General features: G+C 71.0%; 16 protein-coding genes and 1 rRNA gene. 6 read left to right on the forward strand and 11 right to left on the reverse strand.

Going from position 1 to position 16,434, the window contains the following annotated elements; all coding sequences use genetic code 11:
* Positions 1-185 precede the first annotated feature (185 nt).
* Positions 186-1,334, forward strand: a complete 1,149-nt coding sequence (locus tag RZ50_RS06880; protein WP_196951669.1) for a bifunctional lytic transglycosylase/C40 family peptidase — start codon at positions 186-188, stop codon at positions 1,332-1,334.
* 151 nt (positions 1,335-1,485) lie between these two features.
* Positions 1,486-2,235, forward strand: coding sequence for a phosphatase PAP2 family protein (locus RZ50_RS06885; protein WP_196951668.1), 750 nt, complete (start codon positions 1,486-1,488; stop codon positions 2,233-2,235).
* Here the strand turns inward: RZ50_RS06885 and RZ50_RS06890 are convergent.
* Complete coding sequence (locus RZ50_RS06890) at positions 2,232-2,426, reverse strand: hypothetical protein (RefSeq protein ID WP_196951684.1); 195 nt, start codon at positions 2,424-2,426, stop codon at positions 2,232-2,234. The two genes, RZ50_RS06885 and RZ50_RS06890, sit on opposite strands and share 4 nt — an antisense overlap.
* Positions 2,427-2,600: 174 nt before the next feature.
* Here RZ50_RS06890 and RZ50_RS06895 point away from each other — a divergent pair, with 174 nt between their 5' ends.
* Together RZ50_RS06895 and RZ50_RS06900 are read left to right on the forward strand one after the other, a co-directional pair.
* Positions 2,601-3,500, forward strand: a complete 900-nt coding sequence (locus RZ50_RS06895; protein ID WP_196951667.1) for a hypothetical protein — start codon at positions 2,601-2,603, stop codon at positions 3,498-3,500.
* Positions 3,501-3,696: 196 nt separating this feature from the next.
* The gene (locus RZ50_RS06900) at positions 3,697-3,885 is read left to right on the forward strand and encodes a hypothetical protein (RefSeq protein WP_254802432.1); all 189 of its coding nucleotides are present in this window, start codon (positions 3,697-3,699) and stop codon (positions 3,883-3,885) included.
* Between the two features lie 22 nt (positions 3,886-3,907).
* On the opposite strand, the gene RZ50_RS06905 is transcribed toward RZ50_RS06900, so the two are convergent.
* Positions 3,908-4,297 carry a metal-sensitive transcriptional regulator gene (locus RZ50_RS06905; protein WP_196951666.1) on the reverse strand — a complete coding sequence of 130 codons (390 nt, stop codon included), beginning with the start codon at positions 4,295-4,297 and terminating at the stop codon, positions 3,908-3,910.
* A gap of 435 nt (positions 4,298-4,732) precedes the next feature.
* Between RZ50_RS06905 and RZ50_RS06910 the strand changes: the two genes are divergently transcribed.
* Both RZ50_RS06910 and RZ50_RS06915 read left to right on the forward strand, forming a co-directional pair.
* Positions 4,733-5,353: a DUF47 domain-containing protein gene (locus RZ50_RS06910; protein ID WP_030059626.1), complete on the forward strand. Its 621-nt coding sequence runs from the start codon at positions 4,733-4,735 to the stop codon at positions 5,351-5,353.
* 5 nt (positions 5,354-5,358) lie between these two features.
* Complete coding sequence (locus RZ50_RS06915) at positions 5,359-6,354, forward strand: inorganic phosphate transporter (RefSeq protein WP_196951665.1); 996 nt, start codon at positions 5,359-5,361, stop codon at positions 6,352-6,354.
* A 117-nt stretch (positions 6,355-6,471) separates the two neighbouring features.
* Here RZ50_RS06915 and pstB read toward each other — a convergent pair whose 3' ends face one another.
* The 9 genes from pstB to rrf form a co-directional block, all read right to left on the reverse strand.
* Positions 6,472-7,248: a phosphate ABC transporter ATP-binding protein PstB gene (gene pstB / locus RZ50_RS06920; RefSeq protein WP_196951664.1), complete on the reverse strand. Its 777-nt coding sequence runs from the start codon at positions 7,246-7,248 to the stop codon at positions 6,472-6,474.
* A 68-nt stretch (positions 7,249-7,316) separates the two neighbouring features.
* Positions 7,317-8,393 carry a phosphate ABC transporter permease PstA gene (pstA, locus tag RZ50_RS06925; protein WP_196951663.1) on the reverse strand — a complete coding sequence of 359 codons (1,077 nt, stop codon included), beginning with the start codon at positions 8,391-8,393 and terminating at the stop codon, positions 7,317-7,319.
* Entirely contained in the window at positions 8,390-9,367 is a 978-nt protein-coding gene (gene pstC / locus RZ50_RS06930; RefSeq protein ID WP_196951662.1) for a phosphate ABC transporter permease subunit PstC, read from the reverse strand. Before pstC ends, pstA begins: the two co-directional genes overlap by 4 nt.
* 150 nt (positions 9,368-9,517) lie before the next feature.
* Entirely contained in the window at positions 9,518-10,651 is a 1,134-nt protein-coding gene (gene pstS / locus RZ50_RS06935; protein ID WP_196951661.1) for a phosphate ABC transporter substrate-binding protein PstS, read from the reverse strand.
* Between the two features lie 227 nt (positions 10,652-10,878).
* Positions 10,879-11,340, reverse strand: coding sequence for an NUDIX hydrolase (locus tag RZ50_RS06940; RefSeq protein ID WP_374199902.1), 462 nt, complete (start codon positions 11,338-11,340; stop codon positions 10,879-10,881).
* Positions 11,341-11,407: 67 nt separating this feature from the next.
* Positions 11,408-12,496, reverse strand: a complete 1,089-nt coding sequence (locus RZ50_RS06945; RefSeq protein ID WP_254802014.1) for a CHAD domain-containing protein — start codon at positions 12,494-12,496, stop codon at positions 11,408-11,410.
* Positions 12,497-12,618: 122 nt separating this feature from the next.
* Positions 12,619-14,970 (reverse strand): RNA degradosome polyphosphate kinase, encoded by a 2,352-nt coding sequence (locus RZ50_RS06950; RefSeq protein WP_374199879.1) that lies wholly within the window; start codon positions 14,968-14,970, stop codon positions 12,619-12,621.
* Positions 14,971-15,112: 142 nt separating this feature from the next.
* Entirely contained in the window at positions 15,113-16,111 is a 999-nt protein-coding gene (mshD, locus tag RZ50_RS06955; protein ID WP_196951660.1) for a mycothiol synthase, read from the reverse strand.
* Between the two features lie 74 nt (positions 16,112-16,185).
* A 5S ribosomal RNA gene (gene rrf / locus RZ50_RS06960) occupies positions 16,186-16,302 on the reverse strand.
* Positions 16,303-16,434 lie beyond the last annotated feature (132 nt).

A 16,434-nucleotide genomic window follows, 5' to 3' on the forward strand; every position in this document is an offset into this window, starting at 1 on the left:
TGCCTATTCTTGGCCAGATCTGATGTCGACTTGGCTACTTCTCGCAGATTGGTCGTGAGGCACCGGACACGTACGCGAGGATGTCCACCGTACGAAGGATAGCGCTCACTCTTTGTATCTCTGATGATTGCGGTGAGCAACGCCTTCCGGGACACTTCGACTGACGACTCGTCGGGATGGTGCTGATGGTACTCCGGAAGGGCGGTACTGCCGCCGTCGCTGCGGGAGTTGTCGCGTTCGGCTTCCTCGGCCTGGTGACGATGGGGACATATGCGGCAAGCGGGACGCCGCAGCAGGCGGCGAATCGTTCCGCCCTCTCTCCCGGTACGGTCCCGGCGGCCTACCAGGAGACGATCCAGAAGTGGGGCACGTTGTGCCCGGAGATCTCCCCGCCGATGCTCGCGGCGCAGCTGTACCAGGAAAGCGGTTTCGATCCCAAGGCCCAATCCGGCGTCGGCGCGCAGGGAATGGCGCAGTTCATGCCGGGCACCTGGGCGATGTACGGAACGGACGGCAACGGGGACGGCAGGAAGGACGTCTGGGACCCGTACGACGCGATCGCCTCGGCGGCGGTCTACGACTGCGCGCTCGCCAAGGACGTCGCCAATGTGCCCGGCGACCCGCAGGCCAACGTGCTGGCCGCCTACAACGCGGGCCCGTACGCGGTGACGAAGAACAGGGGGGTGCCGCCGTACCGGGAGACCCAGGGCTACGTGCGGAACATCCAGGCGATGGCCCGCAGTTTCACCGCGTCGACCGCGCCGGTGGAGGTGTCCTCGCAGTCGGCGGCCGCGATCTACTTCGCGCAGACCAAGCTCGGCACGCCGTACCTGTGGGGCGGTGACGGCACGGCCGCGGACAACGGGCGGTTCGACTGCTCCGGGCTGACCAAGGCGGCGTTCGAGAGCGTGGGCATCGAGCTGCCCCGGGTGGCCAACGACCAGTGGTACGCCGGCCCGCACCCGTCGCGCGACCAGTTGCGGCCTGGCGACCTGGTGTTCTGGGCGACGGACCTGAGCGATCCGCGGAGCATCCACCACGTCGGGATCTACGTCGGCGGCGGCTACATGCTCGACGCCCCGCACACCGGGGCGGTGATCCGCTACGACAAGATCGACACCAGGGAGTACATCGGCGCGACCCGGGTCACCTCGGACGGCGCCCAGGCGCTGCCGACCCGCAACAGCCAGGGCGCGGTCAACGCCCCCAGCCGTCCGGGTGACCCGCAGGCCACGACCTCCCCCACCGCCGGCCCGACGACCGCCCCGGCCCAGCCCGCGCTCGCGGCCCCGGCGGCCCCGACCGGGCCGGGACGCCCGGTCGGGAACGGCTGAGCCCCGGGGGACCTGTGTGCGCGCTGTGGACGCTGAGTCAAGTTTCCATAACCGCGCGTTCCCGTGGAACGCTGTGTCCCGGCGTTGACGTTGGGTCCGGTGGCCCCTCGTCAGCTTTTCCCCGCCGGGCGGGCCCCGGCCGAACGACCAGATGCAGCGGACCAGAAGGAGGTGCGGCGTGTCGACGCCGCTTGCCGACACGACCAACCCCGACCTCGGCCTGCTCCGCGCCGTCAACGGCCTGGCCAAGAGCTCCCCGCGGTGGCTGGACCACCTGGTCTCGTGGGTCGGCGAGTACGGCATCCTGATCGGCCTGGCGATGCTCGGGCTGGTGGGCTGGCTGCAGGCCAGACGCCGCCCGGACGCGCCGGTGGCGATCGCCGGACTGCTCTGGGTGCCGCTCTCGGTCGCGGTCGCCGAGCTGGCCAACCTGCCGATCGCCGCGATCGTGAACCGCCCGCGCCCCTTCGTCGACCACCCCGACCTGCTGGTGCTGGTGGACGGCAAGGCGGGCACCCACTCCTTCGTCAGCGACCACTCGACCATGACGATGGCGGTCGCGGTGGCGCTGTTCCTGGTGAACCGCAGGCTCGGCTGGATCGCCGGCGGTCTGGCCCTGCTGCAGGGCTTCTGCCGGATGTTCATGGGCGTCCACTACCCGACGGACGTGATCGGCGGCTTCGCGCTCGCGGTCGCCGTGGTGCTGCTGCTGGCACCGATCGCGATGGCGGTGCTGGTGCCGTTCTGCCACGCGCTGAGCCGGACGGCCGTCGCCCCGCTGATCCGGGCCCCGGAGCGCGGCGGCGCGGGCCGCGGCGGGGCCGTCGCGCGCGGCCGTCGGCGCGGGCGCGGGGCGGTGCGCGCCGAGGAGCAGCCGCCGGAGTCCGACCTCGCGGCCTAATCCAGCTCCCCGCCGCCGTTCTCCGCCAGGTGCCCGCCGCCTTCCCGGCGGGCCAGGTCCCGGGAGCGGCGGGCCGGCGCGTACCAGCCGCAGCTACAGGTCGCGAAGGCGAAGGAACCGCGCTCGCTGATCGCGACGCGGTGCTCGGGCATCCGGGTGGTGCCGGGCGCGGCCGGCAGCTCACTGTGCACGTGGTTCACCGTAACGCTCCCGGGCCCGTCGTGCGACGTGCTCCGCTCCCCCGGCCCCGTAACCCTTCGCGCCCCAACTCGTTTACCCGGAAAGAGCTCTGCCCACCCGGTGCCTCAGCCGGTGCCGCCGTCGGCGGGGCAGTCGGGCCCGAGGGGGTTGTCGCGAGGATGAAGATGACCGACCAGCAGCGCACCGGGCGGCCAGCGCGCCGTCCGGGTCCGCACCTGCGCTCGGCGGCCGGGGCCGCCCTGCTCGCCGCCGCCCTGGCCGCGGGGGCCGCCGGCTGCTCGGGCCACTCCGGCGCCGGCTCCTCCGACCAGCAGTCGGGTGCCCCGGACCAGCTGGCCGCCGACCCGCTGACGGCCGTTCGGGGCGCCGCCGACATCACCGGCCGCACCGGTTCGGCGCACACCGCCACCGAGCTGGTCACCGAGTCCGCCGAGAAGAAGGCCTCGTTCACCGGGACCGGCGGCTACGACTACGTGAAGCGGATCGGCCGGCTGGAGGTCCAGGTGCCGCCGGGCGCGGCGACCACCGGGAGGATCGTCGAGGTGGTCCTGCCGGGCACGGTCTACCTGCAGAACAGCGGCGCCAAGGTGCCCGAGGGCAAGTGGGTCAAGCTGGACGTGCGTCAGCTGCCGGACGGCAACCTGGTCAGCAGCGGCGCCACCGACCCGGCCTCGGCGGCGGGCGCGCTGCGCGGGGTGCAGAAGGCCGAGCTGGTCGGCACCGACACCGTGGACGGGACCGTGCTGCACCACTACCGGGGCACCCTGGACCTGTCCAAGGCGGCCGACGCGACCGGCGGCCGGGGCGGGGACGGCCTGCGGATGGGCGCGCAGACCTTCACCGCGAAGGAGGTCCCGTACGACGCCTGGCTGGACGACCAGGGCCGGCTGCACAAGGTGGTCGAGGTGTTCACCTTCGCCGGGGTGGCCGGGTCGAAGGAGGCCAAGGACCAGGTGAAGGTGACCTCGACCACCTCGCTGTCGGACTTCGGCAAGCCGGTCGACGCGGCGGAGCCGCCGGCCTCGGACATCTACCAGATGAAGCCCTCGGAGAGCCCGAAGTAGCCCGCCGGGGCAGCGCTCCGGCGCCGGGGCGAGACGGGGCGCCGCCGGAGCGGGTGGCCGTCCGGGGAGCGGTGGCCACCCGTTTCGGCGGCGCCGAGATGGCCCGTCCGTGCCATGTGGACGGGCCCCGGAGTGCCTAGGCTGGACATCGGGTGGCTGCCGCCCGGGCTGGCGAGGCGCTGAAGGGGTGGTGCAGGTGGTGTCGTCCACGGGCGGCCGCAGCGGTGGCCACGACGACGCGGCCCTCGACGAGATCGAGCTGGCCGGCGAGCTGATGATCGCCGCGACGGCCAGTTCCTGCGACCGGCTGCCGACCGAACGGATCGACGAGGTGCTGCTGGACCGGGTGGACCCCGGCCGGGCCGAGCGGGAGGGCGAAGGCTAGGGCCCGCCTTCGGGCCCCGGCCTCAGCTGCGCAGCAGTCGGCTGATCGCCGCCGAGGCCTCCGCCACCTTGGCGTCCAGCTCGGTTCCGCCCTGCTCGGCGGCCGCGGCGACGCAGTGCCGCAGGTGCTCCTCCAGCAGGGAGAGCGCGAAGGACTGCAGGGCCTTGGTGCTGGCCGAGACCTGGGTGAGCACGTCGATGCAGTAGACGTCCTCGTCGACCATCCGCTGGAGGCCGCGGATCTGGCCCTCGATCCGGCGCAGCCGCTTGAGGTGCGCGTCCTTCTGCGCGCTGTAGCCGTGCGGGCCGCCGTGGTGACCGGCGGCCTCGGGGACGGCCGTGGTGGGGGTGCCGGGGTGGGGGTCGGTCCCGTGCGCGTGGTCCGGCTCGGTGCGCGCTTGCGTCGTGGTCATCGGCCCGCCTTCGTCTGGGTGCCTGGTGGCTGCGTCGGCCTCCAGTGTCCAACACCGGGGCCTCCCGTGGTGTTCCGACGGCCGATCCGGCAGGTGCCGAGGGGGCCCGGTGCGGGCCGTCGCGCGGTTCACCCGTCTGAGCGGCGCCCCGTTCCTCCTCCTGCACGACGGGGGCGATCCGGGCGGGGTTCCGCCAGACTTGGGCTCGGCGCCCGCCCCGCCCGGCTCGGCGGACGCTCCGCTCAAAGCGCGCCTCCTGACGGTTCGCTCGCTACGCTCGCTCACGTCCGCACACGGCCGTGCGGTCCGGATCAGCCGGTGCGGCAGCCGAACGGAAGGGGAGGTTCCGCCTCCTCCGGCATCACCCCGTTTGCGCGATTGCGCTTGGTTGCACCTAGCATCGTTCAGTCCCTACCCCGCACATCGGAGATTTCCGTGCGTTTTAGCCTGACCCCGAAGGAGACGAGTTTCTACGACATGTTCGCCGCAGCCGCGGAGAACCTCGTCGTCGGATCGAAGCTCCTTCTGGAGCTGCTGGGATCAGACGTGTCGGCCCGCGCGGAGATCGTCGAGCGCATGCGCGCCGCCGAGCACGCCGGGGACGACACCACCCATGCCGTCTTCCACCAGTTGAACTCCTCCTTCATCACGCCCTTCGACCGCGAGGACATCTACAGCCTCGCCTCGTCGCTGGACGACATCATGGACTTCATGGAGGAGGCCGTCGACCTGGTCGTCCTCTACGACATCCAGACGCTCCCGAAGGGCATCGAGCAGCAGATCGAGGTGCTGGCGCGCGCCGCGGAACTCACCGCCGAGGCGATGCCGAACCTGCGCAGCATGTCGAACCTCACCGAGTACTGGATCGAGGTCAACCGGCTGGAGAACCAGGCCGACCAGATCCACCGCAAGCTGCTCGCCCACCTGTTCTCCGGTCAGTACGACGCCATCGAGGTGCTCAAGCTCAAGCAGGTCGTGGACGTCCTTGAGGAGGCGGCGGACGCGTTCGAGCACGTCGCCAACACGGTGGAGACCATCGCCGTCAAGGAGTCCTGACCCTCGTGGACATGGCAGCACTCATCGCCGTCATCGGCGTTGCGTTCTTCTTCACGTACACCAACGGCTTCCACGACTCGGCGAACGCGATCGCCACCTCGGTCTCGACCCGGGCGCTGACCCCGAGGGCCGCGCTCGCGATGGCCGCCGTGATGAACCTGGCCGGCGCGTTCCTGGGCAGCGGGGTCGCGCACACCGTCTCCAAGGGAATCATCGAGACCCCGACCGGCAACCAGGGGATGGCGATCCTCTTCGCCGCACTGGTCGGCGCGATCGCATGGAACCTGGTCACCTGGTACTTCGGCCTGCCGTCCTCCTCCTCGCACGCCCTGTTCGGCGGCATGGTGGGCGCGGCGCTGGCCGGCGGGGTCGACGTGATCTGGAGCGGGGTGATCGACAAGATCGTCATCCCGATGATCGTCTCGCCGGTGGTCGGCCTGGTCGGCGGCTTCCTGGTGATGCTGGCGATCCTGTGGATCTTCCGCCGGGCCAACCCGCACCGCGCCAAGCGCAACTTCCGGGTCGCCCAGACCGCCTCGGCCGCCGCGATGGCGCTGGCCCACGGCCTGCAGGACGCCCAGAAGACCATGGGCATCGTCGTGATGGCACTCACCATCTCCGGCCACCAGTCCGGCGGCGGGATCCCGGTCTGGGTGAAGATCTCCTGCGCGACCATGCTCTCGCTGGGCACCTACGCGGGTGGCTGGCGGATCATGCGGACGCTCGGCCGCAAGATCATCGAGCTGGACCCGCCGCAGGGCTTCGCCGCCGAGGCCACCTCCGCCGCGGTCATGTACATCACGTCGTTCGTCTTCAAGGCGCCGATCTCGACCACCCACGTGATCACCGCCGCCATCATGGGCGCGGGGGCCACCAAGCGGATCCGCGCGGTGCGCTGGGGCGTCGCGAAGAACATCGTGCTCGGCTGGTTCATCACGATGCCGGCGGCCGCCATCGTCGCAGCGCTGATGTACTGGTTCGTTCACCTGTTCTGGGGCTGACGCCCCGGACGGCCGGAAAGAGGCAGGGCCCGCCCCCACATCTCGGGGGCGGGCCCTTTCTCGTGCCCCGCGGCGGCACCGCCATGCAGCACCGCGGGACGGCTGGGGTCCGGCGGTCTAGCCGAAGCGGCCGGAGATGTAGTCCTCGGTCGCCTGGACCGACGGGTTGGAGAAGATCCGCTGGGTGTCGTCCAGCTCGATCAGCTTGCCCGGCTGGCCGACGCCGGACAGGTTGAAGAAGGCGGTGCGGTCGCTGACACGGGCCGCCTGCTGCATGTTGTGGGTCACGATGACGATGGTGAACTGCGACTTCAGCTCGCCGATCAGGTCCTCGATGGCGAGGGTGGAGATCGGGTCGAGCGCGGAGCAGGGCTCGTCCATCAGCAGGACCTGCGGCTCGACCGCGATGGCGCGGGCGATGCACAGGCGCTGCTGCTGACCGCCGGAGAGGCCGGCACCCGGCTTGTTCAGCCGGGTGTGGACCTCCTTCCAGAGGTTGGCGCCCTTCAGCGAGCGCTCCACCACGTCGTCCAGGACGGCCTTCTTCCTCACGCCCGCGAGCTTCAGCCCGGCGACCACGTTGTCGTAGATCGACATGGTCGGGAAGGGGTTCGGGCGCTGGAAGACCATGCCGACCGAGCGGCGCACGGCGACCGGGTCGACGTTGGAGGCGTACAGGTTCTCGTCGTCCAGGAGGACCTTGCCCTCGACCCGGGCGCCGGGGATCACCTCGTGCATCCGGTTGAGGGTGCGGAGGAAGGTGGACTTGCCACAGCCGGAGGGGCCGATGAAGGCGGTCACCGAGCGGGGCTCGATGCTCATCGAGATGTCCTCGATGGCCTTGGTGGTGCCGTAGTAGGCCGACAGTCCGCTGACGTCGATGCGCTTGGCCATGATCATTACTTCTCTCGCCCGCGGCCGTCGGCCGCTAATGAATGCTGTGTCGTACGTCAGTCGGTCGCTCAGTGCCCGCCCTTGGGCGAGCGCCAGCGTGCGATGCCCCGGGCGATGAGGTTGAGCCCCATCACGAAGGCGATCAGCACCAGCGCGGCACCCCAGGCGCGGGCGTACCCGAAGTCGTTGTTGACCATCGAGTACTGCTGCCAGATGTACATCGGCAGGGACTGCTGCGGCCCCTCGAACGGGTTGGTGTTGATGGCGTCGGCGCCGAACACCAGCATCATCACCGGGGCGGTCTCGCCCGTGATGCGGGCGACCGCGAGCATCACACCGGTGGTGATGCCGCCGATCGCGGTGGGGAGGACGATCCGCAGGATGGTCTTCCACTTCGGAACACCGAGCGCGTACGAGGCCTCGCGCAGTTCGTTCGGGACGAGCTTGAGCATCTCCTCGGTGGACCGGACCACGACCGGGATCATCAGGATCGCCAGCGCGAGGCTGCCCGAGAAGCCGGAGTAGCTGAAGCCCAGGGCGAGGTTCCAGAGCGAGAGGATGAACAGACCGGCGACGATCGACGGGATGCCCGTCATGACGTCGACGAAGAAGGTGACGGCCTTGGCGAGCTTGCCGCGGCCGTACTCGACCAGGTAGACGGCGGTCAGCAGACCCAGTGGGGCGGCCATCAGGGTGGCCAGGCCGACCTGCTGGAGGGTGCCGATCAGGGCGTGGTAGATGCCGCCGCCGGGGCCCGACTGGATCACGCCCCTCATCGAGTGGCTCAGGAAGTTCCCATTCACCACCGAGATGCCCTGCTGGACCGTGTAGAAGGTCAGCGAGACCAGCGGGACGACGGCCAGGATGAAGGCGACCCAGACCACCGAGGTGGCGAACCGGTCCTTGGCCTGGCGCCGGCCCTCGACCTGGGCCGAGACCAGGTAGCTGCCCAGCAGGAACAGCACGGCCGAGATCAGGCCCCACTGCAGGTGGCTCTCCAGGCCGCCGACGGCGCCGATCCCGCAGCCGACCGCGATCGAGCCGACGGCGATGGCGGCCGGGGCCCACTTGGGCAGCCGGTTGGCGGTCAGCTTCCGGCTGATCGGCCGGGCGTCCGCCGTGACGGAAGTCGTTGCCGCGGTCATGCGTTGGCCCCCGAGTACTCCTTGCGGCGGGCGATGATCAGTCGCGCGGCGCCGTTCACCAGCAGGGTGATGACGAACAGGACGAGGCCGGAGGCCATCAGCGCGTTGCGGCCGTTGTCACCGGCCTCGGCGAACTTCAGCGCGATGTTCTGCGCGAACGTGCCGCCACCCGCGTCCAGGATGTGCAGCGAGAGGACGTTGCTGGCGGACAGCACCACGGCGACCGCGATGGTCTCGCCGAGCGCGCGGCCGAGGCCGAGCATCGAGGCCGAGATGATGCCGGGGCGGCCGAACGGCAGCACCGCGGTGCGGATCATCTCCCAGCGGGTCGCGCCGAGCGCGAGCGCCGCCTCCTCGTGCATCCGCGGCACCTGGCGGAACACCTCGCGGGAGACCGCGGTGATGATCGGCAGGACCATGATCGCCAGCAGGATGCCGACGGTGAACAGGTTGCGCGGGGTGCCGGTCCTGGTCTGGTCGAAGATGTACGTCCAGCCCAGGTACTGGTTGAGCCAGCTGGTCAGGCCGTCCATGTGCGGGACCAGGAAGAGCGCGCCCCAGAGGCCGTAGACGATGCTGGGGACGGCGGCGAGCAGGTCGACCAGGTAGGCGAAGGGCTGGGCGATCCGGCGCGGCGCGTAGTGCGAGATGAACAGCGCGATCCCGATGGCCACCGGGACGGCGATCACCATCGCGATGACGGCGCTGACGATGGTGCCGACGGCCAGGACGGCGATGCCGAAGACCGGCTTCGGGGCGTCCGGCGTCCACTCGAAGGTGGTGAGGAAGTTGCCCTCGTTGGTGCTGAGGGCCAGGACCGACCGCCAGGTCAGGAACGCGGCGATGGCGCCCATGATGACCAGCAGCAGGATGCCCGAGCCACGGGCGAGGTTCATGAAGATCTTGTCGCCGACCCGGCTGTCACGCGGTCGGCGTTCCCTGCCTCGCGGGGCGGCAGGGGAGGATGAAGTCATTGGTCTACTCCGGTCTGGTGGCGCCGCCCCGGAAGGGGGTCGGCACCATGGCGGCGGTGCCCCGGACGTTGGTGCTGGATCGGTGCGTTCCGGCGGGACGGCCCCGGCCCCCCTCGCTCACGGGGCCGTCCCACCGGTGGTCCTGTCGGATCAGGCCAGGGTCGCGATGGTGCTGTTGACCTTGTCGGTGAGGGTCTTCGGCAGCGGGACGTAGCCCTTCTCGCCGACGGCCTTCTGGCCCGCGTCGCTGATGGTGTAGGTCAGGAAGGACTTCACCGTGTCGAGGGTCTCGGCCTTGTTGCCCTTGTCGCAGACGATCTCGTAGGTGACCAGGACCAGCGGGTAGGAGCCCTCTTCCTTGGTCGCGTAGTCGAGCTTCAGCGCGAGGTCGCTGCCGGTGCCGGCGATCTGCGCCTTGGCGAAGGTGTTGGCGGCGTTCTCCGCGGTGGCCGCGACCGGCTTGGAGGCACCGGTGTTGATCGCGGCGCTCTTCAGGTTGTTGGTCTGGGCGTAGGCGAGCTCGACGTAGCTGATCGAGTTCTTGACCTGCTTCACCTGGGCGGAGACACCGGCGCTGCCGTTGGCCGACTGGCCGCCCTTGCCCGCCCAGGCCTTGCCGGCCGGGTAGGACCAGGCGCCGCCGCCGGCGGCGGCGAAGTACTTGGTCAGGTTCTCGGTGGTGCCGGAGTCGTCCGAGCGGTGGAAGGTCTGGATCTCCGCGTCCGGCAGCTTGGCGCCCGGGTTCAGGGCGGCGATGGCCGGGTCGTTCCACTTGGTGATCTGCGAGTCGAAGATCTTGGCGGCGGTCGGGGCGTCCAGGACCAGGTTGTCGACGCCGTCGACGTTGAAGACGAGCGCGATCAGACCGCCGACCATCGGCAGGTCGATGCCCTGGCCACCGGTGCAGACCGCCTTGGAGGCGTCGACCTCGGCCGGCTTGAGGGCCGAGTCGGAACCGGCGAACTGGATCTTGCCCTGGTTGAACTGCTGGATGCCCGCGCCGGAGCCGCCACCCTGGTAGTTGATCGTGGTGCCGGAGCAGGCGGCGTTGAACGACGTCTTCCAGACGTCCATCGCCGCACCCTGGGCGGTCGAGCCGGCGGCGATCAGCGAGCCGGGCTTGCCACAGTTGATGGCGCTGGCGGCAGCGGAACCGCTGGAACCGCCGGAGGCGGTGGAGCCGCTGTTGTTGTCCGACCCGCAGGCAGCGAGCGACAGCGAGCTGACGAGCGCCATGGCACCGATGGCGAGGGCCTTGGAGCGGCCGTTCCGCTGGAGCTTCACAGGGGTGTCCCTTTCTGTGGCATTGCCCGTTGCGAGGGCCGTACGTGTACGGCGCCGAGCGGGTTTTGCTGTGGTCCGGGGCCCGTTCGGCCCTCCGGTAGACCCGAAGTTAGGCCGGGTAAGTGACACGACAGCCGGTCACAAGTGAACGGGGAGTGAACCTCGAACGGATGACAGGAAACTACGTCACGTAGTAACGGTTGCGTCACGGCAAGGGCGCAGGAAGATCACTTCCACTGTTCCTTCACCGGTGGGACGCCGTCCGTCCGTACGGGCCCCGCGCCCAGCATCGCCAGCAGCGCGTCGATCAGCAACCGGTCGCGCTCGTGCGTCAGCCGGGCGCGGGCCTTCCCGGCCGGCAGCCACTCCAGCCGGTCCACCTCCCGGTTCGGCCGGAAGGCCCCGCCGGTGGGCACCGCCGCCCAGTACCGGACCTCCTTCGGACGGCCCTGCGCCGGGTAGTGCTGGGCGGGCAGCTCCGGGCCGAGCAGGCAGTGGAAGCCGGTCTCCTCCCACACCTCGCGCAGCGCCGCCTCGACCACGCCCTCGCCCGGGTCGAGCTTGCCCTTCGGCAGGCTCCAGTCGTCGTACTTGGGCCGGTGGATCACCGCGATCCGCGGCCGCCCCAGCCGACCGCTGGGCTTGGGCCGGCCGGGCAGCCACAGCACCGCGCCCGCCGCCAGGATCACCGGGGCGCGGCCCGTCCCGGCCGGGGCCGGGACCGCCGGCCGCCCGGTGTTCAGGCGATCGCGCAATTCAGACCGTCCGTGGTGCGGGGGAATGCCCCCAGCCCTCGGCAGGGGGGAGCTCCAGCCAGCCGTCCGGGCCGGGCGGGAGGTCGGACCACCGGCGGCCGAAGGCGTACCGCGCCGCCTCCACCTCCAGTCGCTGATCAGCATGGACCACGCCCAGCACGTAGGCGGTCGCGGGGGTGATCCGCGGGGTGCGCGCCGCGGTGGCGGCGGTCACCGCGGCGTCCGCCGCCTCCTGGTGCCGGCCCAGCACCGCGTCCAGCTCGTCCAGCTCGGTGGACGGGCGGGCGCACACCTCCAGCGCGTACCGGGCCCGCTTCACCAGGATCCGCAGCCGGGACCAGGGCGCGTCGTCGGCCGCCAGCGCCGCGTCCGCGTCCCCCGCGCCGCGTGCCACCGACACCGTGCCCAGTCGGCGCAACCCGTCCCCGCCGTACGGCGTCGCGGCCCGTTGCAGCGGCAGCTGCTGGGCGCCGGCGGCCAGCGCGGTGAACGCCGCGGCCGCCTGCGGCAGCAGCACCGCCGGCGCCCGGCCGCCCGCCGCCTCCAGCAGCGGCGCGTCACCGACCAGCAGGGTCATCCGGTCCGCCAGCGCGTGCAGCCGGGCCGAGCGGAGCTCCTGGAGCACCGTGGAGTGGGCCCTCGTCCGGGCCAGGGTCAGCTGCCGGTCCAGCAGCGCCCGCGCCTTGGGGGCGCCGGCGTGCCCGGCCAGCATGCCCGTGCCGTCCGGATCGGTGCCGCTCAGCGAGTCCAGCGCGCCCAGCAGCCGGGCCGAGCGACGGACGTACCCGGGCTCCAGCGCCAGCAGGTTGAGCAGCCAGCGCAGCTCGGTGCGCGACTCCTGCGCCCAGCTCTGCTCGAAGACGGCGCCGAAGGTGTGCAGCAGCCCGCCGACCCGCCGCACGGCCCGCAGCAGATCGGCGGTACCGGTCGCCGGGACGACCGCGGCCGAACCGGGTCTGGCGCCGACCTCGCCCACCGCGAGCGGCAGGGCGCGCAGGAACGCCCCGGCCTGAGCGGTGAGCTGGCGGGAAAGGATGTCCCCGGCGGTCGCTGTGGACGCCGCCTGGGCCGTCATCGGCGCATCGGTCATGGCGTGGTAGATCCCCGTTCCCCCGGGGCCGTTCCCCGGAGCTGGTGGCCGACCGCCGGAGCAGGTCCCCTCGGGGCCCCGGGGGGACCCGACTGCTCCGGCGGCTCGCATCAGTGGACGCGTCAGCGCGAGGTGGCGGCCCGGCGGCGCTGGCGCGAGTCGATGAGGAGGTCCTGGACGTGCCGCAGCGGCCGGTCCTCGGCGTCCTGGGTGCGACGGGTCCACGTGCCGTCCGGCCCCAGGTGCCAGGACTCGGTCTCGTCCGACACCCCGAGGTCGATCAGCCCCGACAGCTCGGCGCGGTGCGCCGGGTCGGTGATCCGCAGCAGGGCCTCGATCCGGCGGTCCAGGTTGCGGTGCATCATGTCGGCGCTGCCGATCCAAACCTCCGGATCGCCGTTGTTGCCGAACACGAAGATCCGGGAGTGCTCCAGGAAGCGGCCCAGGACGCTGCGCACCCGGATGTTCTCGCTCAGCCCCGGCACGCCCGGCCTGATCGCACAGATCCCGCGCACCCAGACGTCCACCGGCACCCCGGACTGCGAGGCCCGGTACAGCGCGTCGATCACGGCCTCGTCGACGATCGAGTTGACCTTGATCTTGACGTACGCGGGCCGGCCCGCCTTGTGGTGGGCGATCTCGTTGTGGATCCGCGAGACCAGCCCGTCGCGCAGACCGCGCGGGGCGGTCAGCAGGCGGCGGTAGGACTCGCGGCGCGAGTAGCCGGACAGCCGGTTGAACAGGTCCGAGAGGTCGGCGCCGACCTGCGGGTCGGAGGTGAGCAGGCCGAGGTCCTCGTACAGCCGGGCCGTCTTCGGGTGGTAGTTGCCGGTGCCGACGTGCGAGTAGCGGCGCAGGGTGTCGCCCTCCTGGCGGACCACCAGCGACAGCTTGCAGTGCGTCTTCAGCCCGACCAGGCCGTAGACCACGTGGCAGCCGGCCTCCTCCAGCTTGCGGGCCCACTTGATGTTGGCCTGCTCGTCGAAGCGCGCCTTGATCTCGACCAGGACCAGCACCTGCTTGCCGGACTCGGCCGCGTCGATCAGGGCGTCCACGATCGGCGAGTCTCCCGAGGTCCGGTACAGGGTCTGCTTGATCGCCAGCACGTCCGGGTCGGCGGCGGCCTGCTCCAGGAAGGCCTGCACCGAGGTGGAGAAGCTGTCGTACGGGTGGTGCAGCAGGACGTCGCGCTCGCGCATCGCGGCGAAGATGTCCGGCTGCGAGGCGGACTCGACGTCGGTCAGCCCGCGGGCCGTGCCCGCCACGAACTTCGGGTACTTGAGCTCCGGACGGTCCAGCTCGGCGATCCCGAACAGCCCGGTCAGGTCCAGCGGCCCGGGCAGCGGGAAGACCTCCGCCTCGGTGATGTTCAGCTCCCGCACCAGCAGGTCCAGGATGTAGGGGTCGATCGACTCCTCGACCTCCAGCCGGACCGGCGGGCCGAAGCGCCGCCGCATCAGCTCCTTCTCCAGGGCCTTGAGGATGTTCTCGGTGTCGTCCTCCTCCACCTCCAGGTCCTCGTTGCGGGTGACGCGGAAGGCGTGGTGGGCCAACACCTCCATCCCCGGGAAGAGCTCCTCCAGGTGCGCGCCCATGACGTCCTCCAGCGGGACGTACCGCTGGGGCGAGGCCTCCAGGAAGCGGGCCAGCGACTGCGGCACCTTCACCCGGGCGAAGTGCTTGTGCCCGGACACCGGGTTGCGCACCACGACGGCCAGGTTCAGGGAGAGTCCCGATATGTACGGGAAGGGGTGCGCCGGATCGACGGCCAGCGGGGTCAGAACGGGGAAGATCTTCTGCCGGAACAGGGTGTGGAGCCTGGCCTGCTCCTTCTCGGCCAGCTCCGACCAGCGCACCACCTCGATGCCCTCGGTCGCGAGGTCCGGCAGCACCTCCTGCTGGAAGGCGGCGGCGTGCCGCGCCATCAGCTCGCGCGAGCGGGTCCAGATCAGGTCCAGCACCTCGCGCGGCTGGAGGCCGGACGCGCTGCGCTGGGCGACGCCGGTGGCGATGCGGCGCTTGAGCCCGGCCACCCGGACCATGAAGAACTCGTCCAGGTTGCTGGCGAAGATCGCCAGGAACTTGGCCCGCTCCAGGAGCGGGATCTCCGGGTCCTCGGCGAGCTCAAGGACGCGTTCGTTGAACGCGAGCCAGCTCCGCTCGCGGTCCAGGAAGCGGCCCTGCGGCAGTACTTCGAACTCCTGCTCGTCCGTGGCCGGCAGCTCCGGAGGGACACCCAGCGAACTGGACATCCGGGCCGTTGGCGACAGCGGGGCAGAGACGGGGCGGGGGATGCTCATGAGCTCCAGCTCCTCCAGCAGCAGGACGGCGTCCGGACGCGAATGGCTCTGCGGGCCGTCGTCCTCGCCCCGGGTGGCTCCCGGGGACAGCGCCCACCCACCGGGCGCGGTCCGTACAGGACCGGCCGGCGAATGGCGGTCGACTCTGCACGAGCGAGACACTACGGACTTCATCCTGTGATCTTCGCGGCAGCAATTGAATCCACGGTAAACACCGCATGGCCAGGAGGAAAGCTGAGTCGGTCGGGGCAAGGGGCGGTGCCGTCTTCCGCCCCCCGCCCGCGTCCGCTCGGTACGGCCCGGCCGTCCGGGACGGCTAGGCCGAGCGGTTCGCCCGGTGCCGCTGGTGGCGGTCGGCCCGGTACCGGGCGCGGTACATGAGGTCCACCTCGTGAATGGTGAATCCCAGTCGTTCATATACCCGGACGGCGGCCGGATTGTCGGCGTCGACGTAGAGGAGGACGGTTTCCAGCCCGCGCTCCCCCGCACCGGAGCCGGTCAGGTACCGCAGACCCGCCGCGGTCAGCGCCCGGCCGAGGCCGCTGCCCTGCTCGGTCGGGTCCACCCCGACGACGTACACCTCGCCCAGCTCCGGCTCGGTGGCGGTGGCCGGGTGCACCTTGGTCCAGTGGAAGCCCACCGGCCTGCCGTCGCGGGTGGCGAGGAAGAAGCCGGCCGGGTCGAACCACGGCTCGGCGAGCCGCTCGGCCAGGTCCTGCTCGGTCCAGGCGCCCTGCTCCGGATGGTGGGCGAAGGCCACGGCGTTCAGCCGCAGCCACTCGGCGTCGTCCTCCCCCGGGCGGAAGGTGCGGAGCTCGATGCCCTCGGGGAGGGCCACCTCCTCGGTCTGCGGGCCGGTGCGGCGCATCTGCCGCAGCTCTCGGACCAGCTCCGCGCCGTACGCCTCGGCCAGGTGCCGGGCCGCCGGGTGGCCGCCGTGCACCCAGAAGTCCACCGCGTCGCGCCCCGCCAGGTGGGCCTGCTCCAGCACGGCGTCCACCAGCGGACGGGCCAGCCCGCGACCGCGGGCGGCCGGGTCGACCACCAGCTCGGCGGCGGGGTTGGCGGCCGGGCCCTCCGGGACCTCCGGGACCTCCAGCTGGCCGTAGCCGAGAACGGTGTCGTCGTCGGTCGGGAGGAAGTGGGTCACGCCCGGGCGGGGCGTCTCGGCGGAGGAACGCAGCCGGAGCCGGCCCTGCTCGGACACGGCGGCCCGACCGTCCACCGTCTGGGCCTCCGCCAGAACACGCAGGGCGCCGTCGCGCTGCTCGGGGCGGAGCACGTTGTTCGCAATGACCGCTGTCTGATCGTCCATGTACCGACGATACGTCAACGGAAATGCGAAAAGCCCCCATCCGGTTTCCCGGATGAGGGCTCTTCTGAATAATTGTTCGGCGGCGTCCTACTCTCCCACAGGGTCCCCCCTGCAGTACCATCGGCGCTGTGAGGCTTAGCTTCCGGGTTCGGAATGTAACCGGGCGTTTCCCTCACGCTATGACCACCGAAACACTATGAAACTGTCAACCGCACCAACCACGAATGGTTGGGGTCGTTGTTTCAGAACAACACAGTGGACGCGAGCAACTGAGGACAAGCCCTCGGCCTATTAGTACCGGTCAACTCCACCCCTCACAGGGC

Source organism: Kitasatospora sp. SUK 42 (assembly GCF_015776785.2).
Taxonomy (GTDB): Bacteria; Actinomycetota; Actinomycetes; order Streptomycetales; family Streptomycetaceae; genus Kitasatospora.